The sequence below is a fragment of the Rhodococcus cercidiphylli genome, from assembly GCF_033042225.1.
In the GTDB taxonomy this organism is placed as follows: domain Bacteria; phylum Actinomycetota; class Actinomycetes; order Mycobacteriales; family Mycobacteriaceae; genus Rhodococcoides.
Window position 1 is genome coordinate 510,695 of record NZ_JAWLKE010000004.1, and the last position, 20,014, is coordinate 530,708.

16 protein-coding genes are annotated in these 20,014 nt (G+C 65.5%); 7 read left to right on the top strand and 9 right to left on the bottom strand.

Annotated elements, in window-relative coordinates:
• Positions 1-63: 63 nt before the first annotated feature.
• The 4 genes from R3P95_RS12950 to R3P95_RS12965 form a co-directional block, all read right to left on the bottom strand.
• Entirely contained in the window at positions 64-903 is an 840-nt protein-coding gene (locus R3P95_RS12950) for an LLM class F420-dependent oxidoreductase (RefSeq protein ID WP_149407952.1), read from the bottom strand.
• A 51-nt stretch (positions 904-954) separates the two neighbouring features.
• Positions 955-1,674, bottom strand: coding sequence for a hypothetical protein (locus R3P95_RS12955; protein WP_094668546.1), 720 nt, complete (start codon positions 1,672-1,674; stop codon positions 955-957).
• Positions 1,675-1,721: 47 nt separating this feature from the next.
• A complete protein-coding gene (locus R3P95_RS12960) occupies positions 1,722-2,738 on the bottom strand; it encodes a glutathione S-transferase family protein (RefSeq protein WP_188078853.1) in 1,017 nt (338 codons plus the stop codon).
• 68 nt (positions 2,739-2,806) lie between these two features.
• Positions 2,807-3,550: a GNAT family N-acetyltransferase gene (locus R3P95_RS12965; RefSeq protein WP_317548508.1), complete on the bottom strand. Its 744-nt coding sequence runs from the start codon at positions 3,548-3,550 to the stop codon at positions 2,807-2,809.
• Between the two features lie 173 nt (positions 3,551-3,723).
• Between R3P95_RS12965 and R3P95_RS12970 the strand changes: the two genes are divergently transcribed.
• A complete protein-coding gene (locus R3P95_RS12970; RefSeq protein ID WP_008714360.1) occupies positions 3,724-3,927 on the top strand; it encodes a cold-shock protein in 204 nt (67 codons plus the stop codon).
• Positions 3,928-4,119: 192 nt separating this feature from the next.
• On the opposite strand, the gene R3P95_RS12975 is transcribed toward R3P95_RS12970, so the two are convergent.
• Positions 4,120-5,265 carry an acyl-CoA dehydrogenase family protein gene (locus R3P95_RS12975; protein ID WP_032396497.1) on the bottom strand — a complete coding sequence of 382 codons (1,146 nt, stop codon included), beginning with the start codon at positions 5,263-5,265 and terminating at the stop codon, positions 4,120-4,122.
• 89 nt (positions 5,266-5,354) lie between these two features.
• Between R3P95_RS12975 and R3P95_RS12980 the strand changes: the two genes are divergently transcribed.
• Positions 5,355-6,146, top strand: coding sequence for an enoyl-CoA hydratase/isomerase family protein (locus R3P95_RS12980; protein WP_317548509.1), 792 nt, complete (start codon positions 5,355-5,357; stop codon positions 6,144-6,146).
• A 10-nt stretch (positions 6,147-6,156) separates the two neighbouring features.
• Positions 6,157-7,098, top strand: a complete 942-nt coding sequence (locus tag R3P95_RS12985) for an adenosine deaminase (RefSeq protein ID WP_317548510.1) — start codon at positions 6,157-6,159, stop codon at positions 7,096-7,098.
• Between the two features lies 1 nt (position 7,099).
• Here R3P95_RS12985 and R3P95_RS12990 read toward each other — a convergent pair whose 3' ends face one another.
• Together R3P95_RS12990 and R3P95_RS12995 are read right to left on the bottom strand one after the other, a co-directional pair.
• Positions 7,100-8,587, bottom strand: a complete 1,488-nt coding sequence (locus R3P95_RS12990; protein ID WP_317548511.1) for a molybdopterin-dependent oxidoreductase — start codon at positions 8,585-8,587, stop codon at positions 7,100-7,102.
• Positions 8,588-8,648: 61 nt separating this feature from the next.
• A complete protein-coding gene (locus tag R3P95_RS12995; protein WP_317548512.1) occupies positions 8,649-9,962 on the bottom strand; it encodes a D-arabinono-1,4-lactone oxidase in 1,314 nt (437 codons plus the stop codon).
• 88 nt (positions 9,963-10,050) lie between these two features.
• Between R3P95_RS12995 and R3P95_RS13000 the strand changes: the two genes are divergently transcribed.
• Both R3P95_RS13000 and R3P95_RS13005 read left to right on the top strand, forming a co-directional pair.
• Positions 10,051-10,692 (top strand): TetR/AcrR family transcriptional regulator, encoded by a 642-nt coding sequence (locus tag R3P95_RS13000; RefSeq protein WP_068053247.1) that lies wholly within the window; start codon positions 10,051-10,053, stop codon positions 10,690-10,692.
• A 72-nt stretch (positions 10,693-10,764) separates the two neighbouring features.
• Complete coding sequence (locus R3P95_RS13005; RefSeq protein WP_317548513.1) at positions 10,765-11,979, top strand: alanine racemase; 1,215 nt, start codon at positions 10,765-10,767, stop codon at positions 11,977-11,979.
• Here R3P95_RS13005 and R3P95_RS13010 read toward each other — a convergent pair.
• Positions 11,949-15,398: a TM0106 family RecB-like putative nuclease gene (locus R3P95_RS13010; protein WP_317548514.1), complete on the bottom strand. Its 3,450-nt coding sequence runs from the start codon at positions 15,396-15,398 to the stop codon at positions 11,949-11,951. The genes R3P95_RS13005 and R3P95_RS13010 overlap by 31 nt on opposite strands.
• Positions 15,399-15,477: 79 nt before the next feature.
• On the opposite strand from R3P95_RS13010, the gene R3P95_RS13015 reads away from it, so the two are divergent.
• Positions 15,478-16,095, top strand: coding sequence for an alpha/beta hydrolase (locus R3P95_RS13015; RefSeq protein ID WP_068053245.1), 618 nt, complete (start codon positions 15,478-15,480; stop codon positions 16,093-16,095).
• Between the two features lie 61 nt (positions 16,096-16,156).
• Here R3P95_RS13015 and R3P95_RS13020 read toward each other — a convergent pair whose 3' ends face one another.
• Positions 16,157-17,944 carry an AMP-dependent synthetase/ligase gene (locus R3P95_RS13020; protein WP_300525300.1) on the bottom strand — a complete coding sequence of 596 codons (1,788 nt, stop codon included), beginning with the start codon at positions 17,942-17,944 and terminating at the stop codon, positions 16,157-16,159.
• Positions 17,945-18,221: 277 nt separating this feature from the next.
• On the opposite strand from R3P95_RS13020, the gene R3P95_RS13025 reads away from it, so the two are divergent.
• Entirely contained in the window at positions 18,222-20,000 is a 1,779-nt protein-coding gene (locus R3P95_RS13025; RefSeq protein WP_317548515.1) for a DEAD/DEAH box helicase, read from the top strand.
• The last annotated feature ends 14 nt before the right edge of the window (positions 20,001-20,014 follow it).

Genomic DNA, 20,014 nt, shown 5'->3' on the forward strand with positions numbered 1-20,014 from the left:
CGGCAACCGGTACCCGAGGCTACGGGGTGCACCCGACATCGCCCTCGAGAGCGCCGTCTTCGGTCAGCGATGCAGCGCGGCGGCGATCTCTCGGTACGTCTCGAGCGGATCGGCCAGGTCGGGTAGCGAGTGCAGGGTCACGTGCGACGCACCCGCGTCGAGGTGCTCGTTCAACCGTGCTGCGATCGCGTCGGCGGTGCCGTGCGCCACCAACGCGTCGATCAGTCGGTCGCTGCCGCCGTCGCCGATCTCCTCGTCGGAGTAGCCGAGTCGGTTCAGATTGTTGGTGTAGTTCCGCAGGTGCAGGTACGGGTTGTTGACCGGTGGTCGGCCGATCGAGCGCGCCTTCTCCGGATCCGACTCGAGGACCACCTTGTGCTCGGGTGCCAGAATCTTGCTCGGGCCCAATGCTTCTCGCGCTTCTCGGGTGTGCTCGGGGGTCGTCAGGTACGGATGCGCACCCGCGGTGCGGTCGGCCGCCAGCGCGAGCACCCTCGGTCCGAGGGCTGCGAGGACGCGTCGTTCCACCGGAACTCCGGCCTCGTCGAGAGCGTCGAGGTAGGCCACCAAGGCGTCGTACGGCTTGGTGTATTCCTGCGTCGCCTCCGGGTGGCCTGCACCGATCCCGAGCACGAAACGGCCCGGGTGCTTGCTCTCCAACCGGTGATACGACGCGGCGACGTCGGCCGCTGCGTCCGACCAGATGTTGACGATGCCGGTGGCGACGACGACCGTCTCGGTGGCGTCGAGGATCTCCTCGGTGGTGGTCAGATCCGCAGGCGGTGAGCCGCCGAGCCAGATCGTGCCGTAGCCGAAGGATTCGATCGCGCGTGACAGTTCCGGGGTGAACGCCGAATGCAGTCGCCAGACGCCGTACTTGCCGAGTTCAGGTGTGGAAGTCATATCGGGTTCAACGCCGTCCTCGCGTGATGATTCCGCGGATGCCCCATCGGTTCAGGCATCCGGCTCGATGATGCGGTTCTCCGGGAACCGGGCAGGCGGAGGACCGAACGCGTCGCGGGCGTTCTTGATGACGCCCTTGCCGACGGCGCGGTTTCCCGCCCCGCCGATCGCCGCGCCGATGCCGGCGGGAAGCAACTTGCCGACCAACAACGCGCTGCGTTTGGCGAGGTACTTGGTGATGAACTTCTTCACCAAGGACTTGTTCATGCTGGTCATCGATCCACCGGGAATTCGAGACGTGATCAGCGGTCCCCAGTTCTTGGCAGTCTTTCCGACGGTTCGCTGCACGATCTGCATGCCCGATTCGCCCAGCGCGACCGAGAGCACCAGGGCGCGTCGCTGCTGGTGGTTTTCGACGGGTATGCCGTGGACGGCCGCGACCGACAGCGTCAGCAATGCCGAGGACTCGATGAAGAACGCGGTTTCGGCACCCACCGCGGCGATCGAGGCGACGGTCCCGACGCCGGGGATCGCCGCCGCCCCGCCCACCGCGGAGCCGCTGCCGGTGACCGCGAGCAGAAATCGCTTCTCCAGCCGTTCGATGATCTGCGCCGGGGTGTCGTACGGGTGTGCTCGACGCACGTGCGCGACGTATTTGTCGACGGCGGGTCCCTGGAGGCGGCTGGCGTTGTCGAGGATGTTGACGAGCGCGCGTTCGAGCTTGCCTCCGTTCGAGACCTCGACCTGTGCGTCGTCCTTCTTGCCTGCCATCGATGTCTCTTTCGGTCGCGTGTGTGGTTGCCGGTCGAACCTGGGGTTCAACGCACCCAGTGATCGGGCGGAACGAGCTCGTCGGGCTTCGGCGGCGAGGGAGCGGTGCCGTCGCCGAAGGGTGATCCTCTCAGGGCTTCGCGGCCGTGGGGTTCGAGCCACCCGGTCAGGTCCGGTCCGTTCGGCACGATGCCCGACGGATTGATGTCGGTGTGCACCTCGTAGTAGTGCCGCTTGATGTGGTCGAAGTCGACGGTGTCGCCGAATCCGGGGGTCTGGAACAGGTCGCGTGCGTAGTTCCACAGCACCGGGATCTCGCTGAGCTTGCTGCGGTTGCACTTGAAGTGGCCGTGGTAGACGGGATCGAAGCGCACCAATGTGGTGAACAGGCGCACGTCGGCCTCGGTGATGTGGTCGCCGACCAGGTATCGCTGCGTGGAGAGGCGTTCGACGAGCCAGTCGAGGCGGGCGAACAGTCGGTCGTAGGCCTTGTCGTATGCCTCCTGCGATCCAGCGAATCCGCAGCGGTAGACGCCGTTGTTGACGTCCTCGAACACCAGCTGGGCCACTTCGTCGATCTCGGTGCGCAGGGCCTCCGGGTACAGATCGGGTGCGCCGTCGCGGTGATACTGCGTCCACTCGGTCGAGAAATCGAGGGTGATCTGCGGGTAGTCGTTGGTGACTACTTGGCCGGAGGGAACGTCGACGATGGCGGGGACGGTGATGCCGCGCTCGTAATCGGGGAAGCGGGCGAAGAACGCGTCCTGAAGTCGAGGGATCTGCAGAACAGAGTCGACGCCGCCGGGCTCCTCCTGGAAGTTCCAACTCCGAGGATCATGGGTCGGACCCGGAATGCCGAGCGAGAGAACATCTTCGAGGCCGAGCAGCCGTCGGACGATGATGGATCGATGGGCCCATGGGCAGGCGCGCGCGGCGATCAGTCGGTACCGTCCCGGCTCCACCGGATACCCGTCCCGGCCGTCGGCGGTGATCCGCGTCGGGATGTAGTTGGTGTCGCGCTTGAATTCCTTGCCCGGTTCCACATATGCGGCATCGTCGGCCATGCTCTCGAACTCCTCACATCGATCGGTCTCATCTCGACGCTACCCAGTTCGTTGCCGGCTCAACCGGGTCACGGTCGGAGCACTGCGGTGTGGCACGCGCCGATTTCCACATATCCCAGCCGCGCGGCGAGGCGTCGAGCAACGGCGTTCTCGGGTCGCGATCGCCACTGCGGAATCAGGCCGTCGTCGATGGCGTCGTTGGTGGCCAGCCTGCCGACCACCTGGGCGTGGCCCCGTCGGCGATGGTTCGGGTCGGTCAGGACCCGCATGTCGGCCAGGATCAGTTGCTCCTCCGAGTAGCCGGCCGATGCGAGCGAATGGGCCGAGTCGGCAGGTCGGTCGTCGCCGAGCAGCGTGAACCAGTTTCGCGAGACCGGCTCGCCGAATGCTTCGGCGACGTCGGCGTCACTGCAGTGCGCGGCGAGGTTGCGTGCGTGCTGCGCATCATGGGAGATCAGCGGGTCGTGTACGTCGATGGTGTGGCCGATGTCCGAGCCGTACGCCAGCGTGTGGGTGCCGATCTCGTACTGCGCCGAACGGTCGCCGAGCAGTGACGTGATCCAGGTTCGGTCCGCGCTCGCCGGGCCGCTGATCGCGCGAGAGGCATCAACGGCCCAGGACGGTCCGACGATCACGGTGGTCTCGGCCAGTCGCAGCACGGTGACGTCGTCGGTGGCACCGACATGTTCGACGCGCTCGGCGTCGGTGTCGAGGGCTCGATCGTCCATCTGCAGTCGGCGGCACCAGGCCAGACGGACGATGTCGAGTCGATGGGGATCGAAAGGGCCGGCATCGAGAAGGGGGAGATCCACGTCTGAACCCTAGCCACCGAGGCGCTGAGCGACGTTCCGGTTTCACCGTCCAAAAGCAATCTTTCGAACTTTTTCGCCCCCGGTGTTTCGCTCAGCGCCGATAGATGGCAGACTCACTTTTGAGATTAGAGCTTCGACGTGAAGATCTAGCTCGCTTACAGAAGGTTTACAGAATGACGCAGGGCAGTGTGAAGTGGTTCAACGGCGAAAAGGGCTTCGGCTTCATCGAGCAGGATGGTGGCGGACCGGACGTTTTCGTTCATTACTCGGAGATTCAGGGTAGCGGCTTCAAGTCGCTCGACGAGGGCCAGCGCGTGGAGTTCGAGGTGGGCCAGGGTCAGAAGGGCCCCCAGGCTACCGGCGTCCGCGCCATCTGATTCAAGCTTCGTAACCCGACTTCTCCTGGTGGAGTGACCTTTCCGAAGTAAATTCCACCAGAAACTCGGTGACAAGGCCGGATACACGGAAGAAATTCCGAGTATCCGGTCTTCGTCTGTTTCGAAGTGCCTGCGGCAGTGGTGCGGTTTGGTGCCTTCCAGGGCACTTGTTCACACCACTGCCGCAGGCACTCACAGCCCCAGATCGCGTCCGATCAGTTCCTTCATGATCTCGTTCGATCCGGCCCAGATCTTCGTCACGCGAGCGTCTTTCCACGCCCGAGCGGCGCGGTATTCGTTCATGAATCCGTAGCCGCCGTGTAGCTGGACGCAGTGGTCGAGGATTTCGTTCTGCACCTGCGAGCTCCACCACTTCGCCTTGGCGGCGTCGATGGCGGTCAGTTCACCGATCCCGTGTGCGGCAATGCAGTTGTCGATGTACGCCTGTGCCACATCGAGTTTGGTGACGAGCTCGGCGAGCAGAAACTTGTTCCATTGCAGTGAGCCGATCTGCTGGCCGAAGGCCTTGCGATCCTTGGCGTACTGCAGCGTCTCCTCGAGAATGGGACGGACGTGTCCGAGGTTGGCCACCGAGCAGCTGATGCGTTCCTGGGGGAGTAGCTGCATCATGTGGATGAAGCCGCCGTCGAACTCGCCGATCATGTTCGAGCTCGGGACTCGTACGTTCTCGAAGAACAGCTCGGCCGTGTCGGATTCGGGCTGACCGACCTTGTCGAGCTTGCGGCCGCGGGAAAACCCTTCGGTGCCGTTCTCGACGGCGAACAGCGTGATGCCCTTGGCCTTCTTCTCCGGCGTGGTGCGGGTGGCGACGATGACCAGGTCTGCGGAGTTGCCGTTGGTGATGAAGGTCTTCGAACCGTTGATGATGAAGTCGTCTCCGTCCTTGACAGCAGTGGTCTTCAGCGCGGCCAGGTCGGAGCCACCGGACGGTTCGGTCATCGCGATCGCCGTGAGGATCTCGCCGCTGCAGAAGCCGGGCAGCCAGCGCTTCTTCTGCTCTTCGGTGGTGAGCTTGACCAAGTAGGGCGCGACGATGTCCACGTGGATACCGAAGCACGACGCCACCGCGGCGCTCGAGCGGGCGAGTTCCTCGGCGAGGACGGCGTTGAATCGGTAGTCCTCAGCTCCGCTGCCGCCGTATTCTTCCGGTACTTCCAGTCCCAGGAAGCCGTTGCGTCCGGCTTCGAGCCAGATCTCGCGGTCGATGTATCGCTGCTCGACGAGCTTTTCCTCGACCGGTGTGATGGTCCGGGTGACGAATTCGCGTACCGACGCGCGGAAGTCCTCGTGATCGGCCTCGAACAAGCTGCGCTTCATCTATCTGTTCCTCTCGGTAACGGTGAGTTATCAGCGAACAATACTCGTTGGTAACAACCGTCCCGGACCGGTGTGGCACTATGCGAACCATGGCTGACGCACCCACTTCGCTCGTTCGATCGACCACCGCGGCAGGCGCCGAGCTCGCCGTCCTGACCTTCGACCACGGTCCGCTCAACCTGTTCGATCAGGCCATGTTCGACGCGGTTGCCGCGAACGTTGCCGATCTCGTCGCGAGACCTCCCCGGGCGGTGTTGTTGCGCGCCGAGGGCAAGGTGAACTCTGCGGGCGTCGACGTGCACGTCTTCGATGGTCTGTCCGCTGCGCAAGGTGCCGATCTGTGGCGTGGATTGTTCGCACAGATCGCCCATCCGCTCGAGGCGCTGCCCTGCCCGGTGATCTACGCCGCGCACGGTCTGACGCTCACGGCGGCGTTCGAGATCTCGCTGGCGTGCGACATCATCCTCGCCGGACCCAGGGCCAAGTTCGGTCTGGTCGAGACCGTCGTCGGTCTGACACCGTCGATGGGTGGACCGCAGCGCCTCGCCGAGCGGGCCGGTTCGGGTCGAGCTCGCGAGCTCGTCATGACCGGTGATCTGTACGACGCGCAGACGCTGAAGGAGTGGGGCGTGGTCAATCAGATCCACGACGACGTCGATGCCGCGGCGCTCGCGCTGACGCATCGACTGGCCGACGGCCCCACCGTCGCGCATGCGGCCACGAAACAGATTGTGGCAGCCTGGCGTTCGGGCGGCGTGGCCCACGCGGACGAGATCACCTCGGAGGTCTCCGGAGCACTGTTCGAGACCGAGGATCTGCGGGGTGCGGTGAAGAGCTTCCTCGAGGTCGGCCCGGGGAAGGCTACGTACACGGGCAAGTAGCATCGGGTGAGTGAGTACCGATCAGCTGGCCGAACTGCACCTGCACATCGAAGGGTCGCTCGAGCCTCCGCTGATATTCGATCTCGCCGAGCGCAACGGATTGTCACTGCCGTACAACGACATCGATGAATTGCGGGCGAAGTACGAGTTCAGCGACCTGCAGTCGTTCCTGGATCTGTACTACGCGAACATGGCCGTGCTGCGCACTGCCGAGGATTTCGCCGATCTCGCCCGCGCCTACTTCCGCCGCACCGCGCAGGCCGGGGTGACGCACGCGGAGATCTTCTTCGATCCGCAGGCGCACACCGAGCGTGGTGTCCCGCTCGAGGCCGTAGTCGAGGGATTGGCCGACGCCTGCGCATCCAGCGAGCGCGAATTCGGTGTCTCCAGTGGGTTGATCGCGTCGATCCTGCGGGACAAGCCGGTGCTGCATGCCAATCAGCTGTTGGACGATCTGTTGGCCATGCAGGCCCCGATCATCGGTCTCGGCCTCGATTCCGCAGAGGTGGGCTACCCGCCGTCGCTGTTCGTCGACGTGTTCGCCAAGGCCCGCGCCGAGGGTCTGCACGTCGTCGCCCACGCCGGTGAGGAAGGTCCACCCGACTACATCTGGCAGGCACTGGATCTGCTGAAGGTCGAGCGCATCGACCACGGAGTGCGATGCCTCGAAGACGAAGCACTAGTCGATCGTCTTGTCGAGGAACAGATTCCGCTCACCGTTTGCCCGCTGTCCAACGTTCGGCTCAAGGTGATCGACAACGTCGAGCAGCTGCCGTTGCGGCAGATGCTCGAGCGGGGCCTGTCGGTGTCGATCAATTCCGACGATCCCGCCTACTTCGGCGGCTACGTCGACGACAACTTCTCTGCCCTCGAAGCGGGAATGGGCCTCACCGCGGCCGAGCGAAAGCAGTTGGCCGAGAACTCGATCCGCGCGAGCTTTCAGACTGTCTGAATCAGCTCGCCGTCACCGAGATTCGTGGGTAGCCGGTGGCACCGTCGGGAACGGTGTCGGCGGTCTGGTTGGTCTGCAGTTCACCGGCCGAGTTGGTGGCGCGGGCTCGGATCGAGTGTTGGCCTGCGGGTAGGTCGAGCTCCACTGTCCATTGCCGCCAGGTGTCCTTGGAGTACTCCTCGGACAGTGTTGTCGGCACCCAGTTGCCCTCGTCCACTTGCACTTCCACGGCGTCGATACCGGTGTGTTGGTCCCAGGCGACGCCCGCGATCACGGTCCGCCCGGCGGGCACGGAACTGCCCGATCGTGGAGTGTCGATCCGGGAGGCCGTCTTGATGGGTCCGAGTGCGCCCCAGCCGCGGTCGGTCCAGTATGCCGTCGCGCGGTCGAATCGAGTGATCTCGATGTCGGTGACCCACTTGGTCGCCGAGACGTATCCGTACAGACCGGGGACGACGAGTCGCGCCGGGTAGCCGTGTTCGACGGGCAGCGGTGCACCGTTCATGCCGACCGCCAGCAGGGCGTCGCGGCCGTCGAGCAGAACCTCGAGGGGAGTGCCAGCGGTAAAGGCGTCGCTGCTCGACGACAGCGCCATGTCGGCGTCGGGGGAGATGCCTGCTTCTTCGAGAATGTCCTTGAGCGGGTAGCCGATCCACGTTGCGTTGCCCACGAGATCGCCGCCGACGATGTTGGACACACAGGTCAGGGTGACCGTCTTCTCCACCGCCTGTCTTTGCGCAAGATCGGCGAACGTCAGCTCGATCTCGCGGTCCACCATGCCGTGGATCCGCAACGACCACGTATCCGACGCCACCCGCGGCACGACCAGTGCGGTGTCGATGCGGTAGAAGTCGTCGTTCGGGGTGATGTACGACGCGAGGCCGTCGATCTTCAGGTCCGCCCCGTCCGGGATCGGCGGTTGGGGAGTGGGTGTCGGGAGCATGAAGCCGAGTCGGTCCGCGGTGACTGCTCGGGCCGAGGTCAGCATCCGTCCGGCTGTTCCGGCGACCACACCGAGGACCGCGGCACCGGCGGCGAGGGTGAGGAAGCTGCGTCGGTTCATGCCCTCGGTCGCAGGGGCGGCGGCACCGATGAGGGCGTGCAGCACGACTATCCCCACGGCGACGCCGCCGATGGTCGGGACTGCGTAGAAGGCCGTCGCGTCGGGTCGAGTCACTGCCGCGAGTACGCCCACAACGCCCAGTGCGGCGAACACCACCGCACCGATCGGCTTGCGGGCGATTCCGGCCGCTGCGGCGATCGCTCCGATCACCACCGCCATGCCGACGAACAGGGCGAGCTTGTCGGAGGTGCCGAACGTGTCGATGGCCCATTCACGGATCGGGGCCGGACTGTTGTCGACGGCCGAGGACCCGACGGCGGTCAGTGGTGACGAGTTGGGTCCGATGGGGACGGCGATCAATTCACCGACACCGAGGACGACTCCGGCGGCGATGATGCCGGACAGCGCGCGTTTTCCTGTGCTCACTCGCTCCAATGTAAGCGAATCGGTGGTGAGCGGTACTTCGTAGCCTGCTACGAGTTACCGCTCACGACAGCAAACGCTCGACGTAGTCGCTGCCGAACAACTTCTTCGGGTCCATCGAATCGCGAACACGCAGGAAATCGTCGAAGTGTTCGTAGGTATCGCGCAGCTCGTCGCCGCCGAGGGAGTGCAGTTTGCCCCAGTGCGGCCGCCCACCGACGCTGCGGCAGATGGCCTCGACGGCGTCGAAGTATTCGCGGTGATCGCGGCGGTGGTACTGGTGCACAGCGATGTAGGCCGTCGGGCGTCCGTACGCGGTGGAGAGCCAGATGTCGTCGGCCGCGGCGAAACGCACTTCGACGGGGAACGCGATGGACATCGACGACCGCTTGAGCCATCGATCCACCTCGCGCAGCACCCAGCCGATCTGGGCGACCGGCACCGCGTACTCCATCTCGACGAATCTGACGGTCCGCGACGACGCGAACACTCGGTACGAACGGTCGGTGTATTCGCGAGCCGACAACGCTCGGGCCGAGACCGCGTTGACCCGGGGAATCAGGGCCGGGATTCGCGTCACCATGCGGTTGAGCCCCTCGAAGACCGTGTTGGACAGCAGCTCGTCGTCGATGTACGAGCGCACCTTTCCCAACGGCTTCAGCACCGCGTCACCGGGCAGCCGGGTGTTGCGTTTGGTCAGCACGCGGTCGGTGTGCGGAAACCAGTAGAACTCGAAGTGGTCGACGTCTGCGACGGTCTCATCGAGCTCGGCGAGCGTTCCCTGCAGCGTCGACGGCTCCTCGACGGCGCGCAGGGCGAACCTCGGTACGCACTCGAGCGTGACTCGCGTGATGACGCCGAGCGCACCGAGACCGATGCGGGCGGCGTCGAACAGTTCCGTGTTCTCCTCGCGAGAGCACTGCACGAGTTCGCCGTCCGCGGCCATAAGCTCCAGAGCATTCACCTGGGTGGCGATGCCGCCGAAGCGGGCACCGGTTCCGTGGGTACCCGTGGAGATCGCTCCGGCAATCGATTGTTCGTCGATGTCGCCGAGGTTGGTCATGGCCAGGCCGAGGTCCCACAACCGCGCGGTCAGATCGCGCAGCCGAGTGCCTGCGAGCACCGTCACCCGGGCGGAGCCGTCGTCCTCGTGCACCACCGATTCGATCTCCTGCAGCGAATCCAGGCTGATCTGAACGCCGTCGGTGACCGCGATCGGGGTGAAGGAATGTCCGGCCCCGACGCACCGCACCGACCGAGACCGGTCGACGGCATCTCGCAGAATCGCACGTAACTCGTCCATCGATGAGGGCTCGGCGCGATGCGCCGGAAACGCATGGTGATTGCCTGCCCAGTTCCGCCACGACCGCTCGACCATCGAATCACTATCGCACTCCTGCAACCCAGGGGCGTTCCCCCTGGGGCAAACCACGGCACAGACGGTGGCCGCGCCCTAGGATCGGGTCATGCAATCGAGGCTGCCCGCTGATGTGCGGCGCGCACAACTGGTGCAGTCTGCGATCGATGTCGCGGAGCGGGTCGGCATCGAGTCTCTGACCGTGCGTGCTCTCTCGGAGCACGCCGATGTCACCAAGGGCATCGTGCAGTACCACTTCGAGACCAAGCAGGATCTGGTGATCGCGATGGGGGAGCACCTCATCGTCGACGTCACCGAGATTCTGCATGCCGCGTTGGACAGCGCGGTGGGCACGCGCGAACTCCCGGGTGTCCGGGGTCTGCGCGAGCTGGTGCACGGCGGTCTGAGCGCGGTGTGGTTGCTGATCGAGAAGTCACCGGGTCGGCAGTTGCTCGCGTACGAGATCAAGACCTATCTGCTGCGCCATCGTGCGCTCGGGTCCGCCACGGCCGCCGAGATCGCCAGTGGGCAGTACCGAATCCGGGACTCCGAGGCCCGGTTGTTCTTCGAGAAGTGTTCCGCCCACACCGGGACGCGATGGCTGGAGCCGGTGGCGTCGATCGCGCGTTTCGGGATGGCCACTCTCGACGGCCTGGTGCTGCGATGGTTGGTCGACGGCGACGATCTCGAGGTGCTGGCGCAGATCGACGACCTGTCGGGTCTGATAGCGGCCAAGGCTCAGGACCGCTGAATGCTCGCCGGGACTTCTCGGCTGTGGAGTGTTTGACTGTTCGGACCTGGCAACGACAAAGGAATGAGCCGCATGAGTTCGATCGCCGGTGTCGCAACCACCGACACGACACCACTGTCCCGTATCGCCGCTGCCACCGAAGGGCTCGAATCACCCTTGGCTGCAGTCGATCTGGCGGCTCTCGATGCCAATGCTGCGGCGCTGCGAGCACGGGCGGACGGAGTGCCGATCAGGATCGCGAGCAAGTCGGTTCGGTCCCGGGCGGTTTTGGAGCGGGTGCTCGCGGCCGACGGCGTGAGCGGGGTCATGGCGTACTCCCTGCGTGAGGCGATCTGGTTGGCACGCCACGGCGTCGAGGACATCCTGATGGGGTACCCGACGGTCGACCGCACCGCCCTCGCCGAGGTCGTCAACGATCGTGTTCTGTCGGGGCGCATCACGCTGATGGTCGACGACGTCGCACAGCTGGACATCGTGCGCGACGCCACCGCCAGCGATCTTCTCAAGCCCCGTATCTGTCTCGATGTCGATGCCTCGCTGCGGATCGGGCCGCTGCACATCGGTGTCAGACGTTCGCCGCTGCGCGAACCCGAGCAGGTCGCCGCCTTCGCGCGGGCGGCGCAGGCGCGGGGGTTCCGGGTGGTCGGGCTGATGTTCTACGAGGCGCAGATCGCCGGTGTGCCCGACGCCAATCTCGCGGTGGAATGGATGAAGTCGCTGTCGTCTCGTGAGATCTCCACGCGCAGAACGGCGGTGGTCGAGGCCGTGACCGCGGCAGTCGGCCGGATCGAGATCGTCAACAGTGGCGGTACCGGGTCGATCGAGTTCTCGGCGGCCGATCCGGTCGTCACCGAGGTGACCGCGGGATCGGGTTTGTTCGCGCCGACGCTCTTCGATCGGTATCGCGCGTTCTCGGCCGAGCCCTCGCTGTTCTTCGCGCTGCCCGCGGTGCGCAAGCCGACGCCACAGATCGCGACGTTGTTCGGCGGCGGCTACATCGCGTCGGGTCCGGCGTCGACGTCGAGGTCCCCGCGGCCGATCGCGTGGTCGAGAAAGGCCAGGGGCGTGGTGACGTCGAGTCTGAAGTTGCTGCGCAACGAAGGTGCGGGCGAGGTCCAGACTCCGGTGAGCGGAGCGGCAGAGATCAGGATCGGTGACCGCGTCTGGTTCCGGCATGCCAAGGCCGGCGAGCTGTGCGAGCGATTCGACACCCTGCATCTGGTACACGCCGACGGGTCCGTCGAGGCGGTCCCCACCTATCGTGGTGAGGGCATGGCGTTCGGCTGAATTCCGTTCTCGCACAGGCTCATGAAAGTGCCGAGGGTGACCAGTCCGGCCGGGGTCGACGGCAGGTACCGGGTCAGTGCCCGCGACCGGACCAATATCGCGGCCCACTGGCCTCGCGAGACGGCGACGTTGAGTCTGTTGCGGGACAACAGGAATCCCATGCCCCGTGGCACGTCTTCGATTGCCGACGCGGCCATCGAGATCAACACCACCGGTGCCTGCCGTCCTTGGAACTTGTCGACGGTGCCCACCGAGACCTCGTCGAGTCCGGCGGCCGCGAGTCGCAGGGCGATGACGGCCACCTGCGCGTTGTAGGCCGCGACGACCAGGAAGTCGCCCTGGTCCATCGGCCGCGCACCCTCGAAGGATTGCGGGTCGCTCCACAGTCGGCCCAGCAGCTTCTGCACGTGAGTGACGATCTCGTCGGCTTCCTCCACCGAGTCGGTGGAGTTGCCGTGGTGGTCGAGGTAGACGAGGTGCAGGCCGGGTTCGAGCGACTCCAGTGAACGTGCCTGTGTCACAGCACGGTTGGACTCGAGCTTGCCCTCGTACGACAGTGCCGAGACCGGCCCGCACAGATCGGGATGCATCCGCCACGTCGTGGCCAGGAAGTACCCGCGGTCGACGGGCAGCGTCGGGTGACCGCTGGTGATCCAACCCAGAGCCGACTCGTCCACGGGTTCGGGGTGAGTGCCCTGGCTGACCTGCGGCAACTGTGCCGGATCGCCGAGCAGCAGCAGGTTGCGTGCGGACACCGAGACGGCGATGGTATTGGCCAGGGAGAACTGCCCGGCCTCGTCGATGACCAGCAGATCGAGCGACTCGGGCGGAATGCGGCCGGGGTTGGAGAAGTCCCAGGCAGTACCGCCGATGACGCAGCCGTCCTCGGCCTCGGTGACGAAGCGCGAGTACTCCGCCGGGTCGACGACGGTGTGGGCGGTCGGGGCTTTCTTACCCACCCGACCCGGGTCGACTCCGGCCTGAACAATCGTGTCCAGCAGATTGTTCACCACGTGATGCGACTGGCCCACCACCCCGACCTTCCAGTGATGGACATCGACCAACTCGGCGATGACCCGCGCGGCGGTGTACGTCTTCCCGGTCCCGGGCGGCCCCTGCACGGCAACGTACGACCGGTCCAGATCGAGCAGTGCCGCCGTGACGGCCGCCGCGTAGTCGCCGGCGTGCACCTCGGGAAGTCCGGTGCCGGAACGGGTTCGGGGCGGCGACAGCGTCAGCAGATCGGCGACGGCCGTGCGCGGAAGGTGGGGCAATGCGGCGTGGACCTCGGCCGCGACGGCAACGATCGCCTGCTCCAGGTACTTGGTGGCCGGGGGCGGCTCGGGTGCGGTGGCGACGGGGAAGTCGGAGTACTCGTCCACTCCCTTGCGCAGGTTCTCCTGCACCACCACCATGTCGAGGGTGCCCTCGTAGCCCGCTTCCACGATCTCGACCGTCGTGGTCGCCCGATGGGTCGGCTGCTGTTTCGGTAATCCCTCCGGGGCCGGGTTTTCGTAGAGCAGCTTGACCCTGGAGCTCGACAGGACTCCGCTGCTCAGATGTCCCAGCAGCTTGAGCTGTCGTCGCAGGACCCGTTGCTTCGGTGCAGTCTTCATCCAGTCGTGCACCAGCTCGGCGCGCTCGACCTTCAGCACGTCGGCTGCGTCGGCCCACTCGTCGAGCGGGTGGGTGAGGCGATCGAAGTGCGCCCACCAGAACGGCTTTCGCTCGCGGCGGTGGTAGCCGATGGAACCGGAGAACAATGCGACGGCCTGCTGCGTCGAGGTGCGCTCCCACGGCAGACCGGCGTAGTCGGCGAGTTCGAGCTCCAGCGGGCTCGCGGTGTCCGTCGCACCGTCTTCGAGTTCGAGATGCTGCCGAGCCCGCGGGTGCACACCGGCGTCCGACGCGCGCCCAAGTAACCAATCCCGCAGTCGCAGCGTCGATTCGCAGTCGGTGCGGTTGTACTCGGCGATATCGGCGAGGAGCGCAGCAGCCTCGGCGTCCTTGCCCTGGTCTCGTAGATCGCACCAGTTCGCGTATTCGACGATCGACGCGGCCGCATCGGTGACGTCCCCGTCGCGGGCCGCGGGCATGTACAGGGGTTCGAGCTTCTTGATGCTGTACGACCTGGCTCCGATGCGCACCGCAGATCGCACGATCGGGTAGAGGTCGACCAGAACGTCGTCCCGCAGTAGGTCGTCGACTGCGTCCTCACCCACTCCGTAGCGTCCGGCGAGGCGCAGTAGCGCGGTCTTCTCGTACGGCGCGTAGTGGTAGACGTGCATGTTCGGGTAGGCGGCGCGACGGGTGGTCACGTAGTCGAGGAAGTCGATCAGGGCGCGGCGTTCCTGCGCGCGATCGTGCGCCCAGAACGGGAGGAAATCGCCGTCGGCGGTGTAGACACCGAACAGGTACTCGAGTCCCCATTCGGCACTGCCGGCCTCGGCCCACAGTGGGTCGCCCTCGAAGTCGAAGAAGATGTCTCCCGGATCGGGCTCGGGGATCACGCCGAGGGCGTCGGCGTCGAAGATCTCGAACTCGGCGTCGCCGCTGTGTTCCTGACGAACCTGCAGCGCGGCCTGAGCTCGCAGATTCGTGACCGTGCGAGACGACATGCCGTCCACGCTTCCGGTCGATGCAGCCAGTTCGTCGACCGTCGAGATGCCGGCGTCGAGCAGTCTGTCCCTGGTGCTCGCGCGCATGCCTGCGACGAGAACCAGGTCGCGGTGCTGTTCCACCTCGACCGTGCAGGCCTCGCACTGTCCGCAGCCGGAATAGCGCGAGTCGAACCAGTCGACGACGGTCCCCTCGGCGTGGTGCTCGTCGAGGATGTGTTGCAGGTGTTCCCTGGACTGTCGGTAGACCGGCAGGATCTCCGCGAGCGAGTGCGCGGAGTCGCTGCCGTCGCCGAGCATCAGGTGCACCTCGTCGCTCGGGGTGATGCCGCCGGACCGCAGCGCGTCCGCGTAGGCCGCCAACTGCAGCAGTGCCGACACCTTCGCGTGCCGCGACAGCTTGGTGTCGTACACGGCGTACCGATCGCCCTCGGCCACCAGGAAGTCGCAGAAACCGAGAAATCGGCCGTCGAAGAACGTGGCCTGATAGACCACGGGTGTGCGGGAGGTCAGGGCGGTGAACGTCGCCCAGGCCGCGTCGGCCATTTCCTGCGCTGTGCGTCCCGGTCGGTCCATCGTCAGGACGCCGCCGGGAAACCGCTGCTGGAATGTCTCGAGTTGACGGCGTTCGTGCTCGAATCCGAGTGCAGAGGTGCGGTCGAGCATCGGATCCGGCTCGGCGGTGGCCTGCGGGATCAGACCGGTGAGGCCGTCGAGTCGGCGCAGCAGTCCGAATTCGCACGACGCTGCCGCGGCGAGGTCGCTGGCGCTGTAGATGACGCGATCGCCGATGAGGAACACGCGCCCACCCTAGTCACCGCCGCGAGCGGTTCCGGTCACGTTGCGCGCGGATGCCGTCGCGAGGAGGCAAAATGATCGAATGCCTTTTTTCGACGGAGCCACCGGCGCGGTCCATTACCGAAACTGGACTGTCCCCGATGCTCGTTTCGGTCTCGTTTTTCTGCACGGTCTCGGCCAGAACAGCGGCCATTATCACCGTTTCGCTCGCGTCCTCAACGGACGCGGAGTCGATGTGTGGGCGGTCGATCACGTGGGCCACGGCCTCACCGAAGGTGAGTTGACGGACGCCGCTCAGATTCCCGCACTCGCTCAGAACGCGCTGCAGTTGCTCGAGATCGCAGAGGCCGAACACCCGGAATTGTCGTTCGCACTGATGGGTCATTCGTTGGGCGCGGCGACGGCCATCGCAGCCCTCGGCGCGCATCCGGAGGCGGTGCAGTGCGCCGTACTGTGCGGAACACCCAAGTCGGTGACCGGCTCGGTCACCGATCTCGCCGACAACGTCATTCCGCTGCTGGCCGTGCACGGCGTGGACGATCGTCTGGCTCCGGTCGATGCGGTGCGCGAGTGGATCGGCGGTGTTCCCGACGCGTCCCTGCGTGAATTCGAGGACGGTGGCCACGACCTGCTGCACGAGAAGATCCATCTGCAGGTGACGTCGGTGGTGGCGGAGTTCCTCGACGACCACATGTCCTGACAAACGAAAAAGAACGGGCCCGGCGCGAGGATAGCGCCGGGCCCGTTCTCGTTCGGTCGATCTACGAGTAGATGGCTTCGATGTCGCTGCCGCGCTCGGCATGAATGATGTTGCGCTTGAGCTTCATCGTCGGGGTGAGCTCACCGGTTTCGACGGTGAAGTCGTTCTCGAGGATCGTGTACTTCTTGATCTGCTCCGGGCTCGAGACCTTCTTGTTGGCCTCGGCGACGGCCTTGTCGATCTCGGCGACCATCTCGGGATTCTTGGACAACTCGGAGAACGGAATGTCCGCGGACAGGTTGTGCCGCTCGAGCCAGCCCGGCAGCGCCTCCGGGTCGAGCGTGATGAGCGCACCGATGAACGGCTTGGCGTCGCCCACGACGAGGCACTGGCTGATGATCGCGTTCGCGCGGAGGGCATCCTCGAGCACTGCGGGGGCGACGTTCTTGCCACCCGCGGTCACGATGATCTCCTTCTTGCGGCCGGTGATCGAGACGTAGCCTTCCTGGTCGATTGCACCGAGGTCGCCGGTGTGGAACCAGCCGTCGACGATGGCCTCGGACGTGGCCTTCTCGTTGTGCCAGTAGCCGCTGAACACGACCGGTCCCTTGAGCAGCAGTTCGCCGTCCTCGGCGACCTTCACCGAGTGGCCGTCGATGGGCTTGCCGACGGTGCCGACGCGCTGTTCCTTGGTGGTGTTGACGGTGATGGCCGCGCTGGTCTCGGTCAGGCCGTAGCCCTCGTAGACCGGGACGCCCGCACCGCGGAAGAAGTGGCCGAGGCGGGCACCGAGAGGTCCGCCACCGGACACCGCGCGGGTGCAGTTGCCGCCGAGTGCGGCGCGTAGCTTGGAGTACACGAGCTTGTCGAACACCGTGTGCTTGAGGTTCAGAACCAGCCCGGCTCCGCCCTTCTCCTGGGCCTCGCTCCACTCGATGGCCGTCGCGGCGGCCTTGTCGAAGATGGAACCCTTGCCGCCGTCGTGTGCCTTCTGCTTGGCGGAGTTGTAGACCTTCTCGAACACACGCGGCACCGACAGGATGAAGTCCGGCTTGAACACGGCGAACTGATCCACCAGCGTCGTCACGTCCGAGGTGTGTCCGACGGTGACCTTGGACTCGAACGAGCCGAACGAGACGGCGCGGGCGAACACGTGCGCCATCGGGAGGAACATCAGCGTGCGATTGCCCTCCTTCATCGAGTCGTGCAGCGCGATCTGGGTGGCCTGCACCTCGGCGTAGAAGTTGGCGTGCGTGAGCTGAACGCCCTTGGGCCGCCCGGTGGTGCCCGAGGTGTAGATCAGGGTCGCGGGCGATGCCGCGCTGACCTGATGGCGTCGTGCATGCAGTTCCTCGTCGCTGACCGAGGCTCCGCGGGTGGTCAGCTCGTCGATGGCTCCGGCGTCGATCTGCAGAACCTCACGCAGATCCTTGGCACCCTCGGTGACCTCTTTGAGGTTCGAGGCGTGCGCTGCGGTCTCGACGACGAGCAACTTGGTGGCGGAGTCCTCGAGAATCCACTGCGCCTGGTCGGCGGAGGAGGTCTCGTAGATCGCGACGGTGCAGCCACCTGCGGACCAGATGGCGTAATCGAGGACGACCCACTCGTAGCGCGTCGCGCTGAGGATCGCGACACGGTCGCCGAGTTCGATACCGGAGGCGATAAGTCCCTTGGCTGCTGCCGCGACCTCGGTCGCGAAGCGAGCTGCGGTGACATCGGTCCAGTTGCCGTTCACCAGACGTTGGAAGGGTACGAAGTTGGGCGATTCCTTCTCGTACCTGTAGACGGTGTCGGCCATGGATGCGTCGTCAGGAATGGTGAACGACGCCGGCACAGAATATTCGCGCACTGCTGGACCCCTTACGGAAAAATAGCGTGGTAGTTGTGCATTTCATCACATTCGAGGCCGTGGCGCACCATCCGGGGTGTCCGGTTTGTCGACTTTGCCGCGAGTCCGGGGTAGTTGAGTGTGACTCGGGGTACAACTTAACGGTCCGCAGTCGCGTTCGGGTGTCGGGTCGCCGGTGTGAGGCCGCTCGCACCGCAGGCCGTTGTGACCGTTTTCGTCACCTGATCAGCGTAGAAGGGTTCGCAGGGCCCGAGCAGGTACTAAACTCGTGCGACATATGAGCACTTCAGAAACTGAACAGGATGCCGCCGTGACGTCCGACGAGACGAATTCGACCCCGCAGGAGTCCGCCGTTCCAGCGGGCGACGACATCACCTTCGCCGACCTCGGGATCGACGAGCGGGTCCTGAAGGCCCTCCGCGATGTCGGCTACGAGAGCCCGTCGCCCATTCAGGCGGCCACCATTCCGCCGCTGATGGCCGGCAACGACGTCGTCGGACTCGCGCAGACCGGAACCGGCAAGACCGCCGCGTTCGCGGTGCCGATCCTCTCGCGTCTCGACGTCTCGCGTCGGGTGCCGCAGGCTCTGGTACTGGCCCCGACCCGTGAGCTGGCGCTCCAGGTCGCCGAGGCGTTCGGCAAGTACGCCACCCACATTCCGGGTCTGCACATCCTGCCGATCTACGGCGGTCAGGCGTACGGCATCCAGCTGTCCGGTCTGCGCAAGGGCGCGCAGATCATCGTCGGTACTCCCGGCCGCGTCATCGACCATCTCGAGAAGGGCACCCTCGACCTGTCCGGGCTCGAGTACCTGGTGCTCGACGAGGCCGACGAGATGCTCAAGATGGGTTTCCAGGAGGACGTCGAGCGCATCCTCTCCGACACCCCGGAGTACAAGCAGGTCGCGTTGTTCTCGGCCACGATGCCGGCCGCGATTCGCAAGATCTCCAAGCAGTACCTGCACGATCCGGTGGAGATCACCGTCAAGACCAAGACGTCGACGGCACCGAACATCACCCAGCGCTACGTCCAGGTGGCACATCAGCGCAAGCTGGAGGCGCTCACTCGAATCTTCGAGGTCGAAGAGTTCGAGGCGATGATCATGTTCGTCCGTACCAAGCAGGCCACCGAGGAGCTCGCCGAGAAGCTGCGCGCACGGGGCTTCTCGGCCGCGGCGATCAACGGCGACATCGTGCAGGCCCAGCGTGAGCGCACCATCGGGCAGCTCAAGAACGGTCAGATCGACATCCTGGTGGCCACCGACGTCGCGGCCCGCGGTCTCGACGTCGACCGCATCTCGCACGTCATCAACTACGACATCCCGCACGACACCGAGTCCTACGTGCACCGCATCGGTCGTACCGGTCGCGCCGGCCGCGCCGGGCAGGCACTGCTCTTCGTCGCGCCGCGCGAGCGGCACCTGCTCAAGGCCATCGAGCGTGCGACGCGTCAGCCGATCACCGAGATGCAGCTCCCGAGCGTCGACGACGTCAACGCGCAGCGCGTGACGAAGTTCAAGGACTCCATCACCGAGAGCCTCGGCAACGAGAATCTGGCGCTGTTCCGCCGGCTCATCGAGGACTACGAGCGCGAGCACGACGTGCCGTTGGTCGACATCGCGGCAGCGCTGGCCATTCAGTCCCGCGACGGCGAAGCGTTCCTGCTCAAGCCCGAGCCGCCTGCCCCGCCGCGGGCACCGCGCGAGCCGCGCGAACCCCGGCCACCGCGCACGTTCGACGAGGACGCGGCCAGCTCGCATCATCGCAAGACCGGCCAGGAAATGGCGACGTACCGGATCAGCGTCGGCAAGCGGCATCACGTCGCCCCGGGAGCCATCGTCGGTGCCATCGCCAACGAGGGCGGTCTGCGTCGAAGCGACTTCGGGCACATCAGTATTCGTCCCGATCACTCGTTGGTGGAGTTGCCGGCCGACCTCGCCGACGAGACCGTCGAGGCGTTGCGCCGCACCCGCATCAGTGGCGTACTGATTCAACTGCAACCCGATTCCGGTCCTCCCGGACGTAGCGGCGGCGGGAAGTACAAGGGCAGGCGCTAGAGCACGTGCACGGC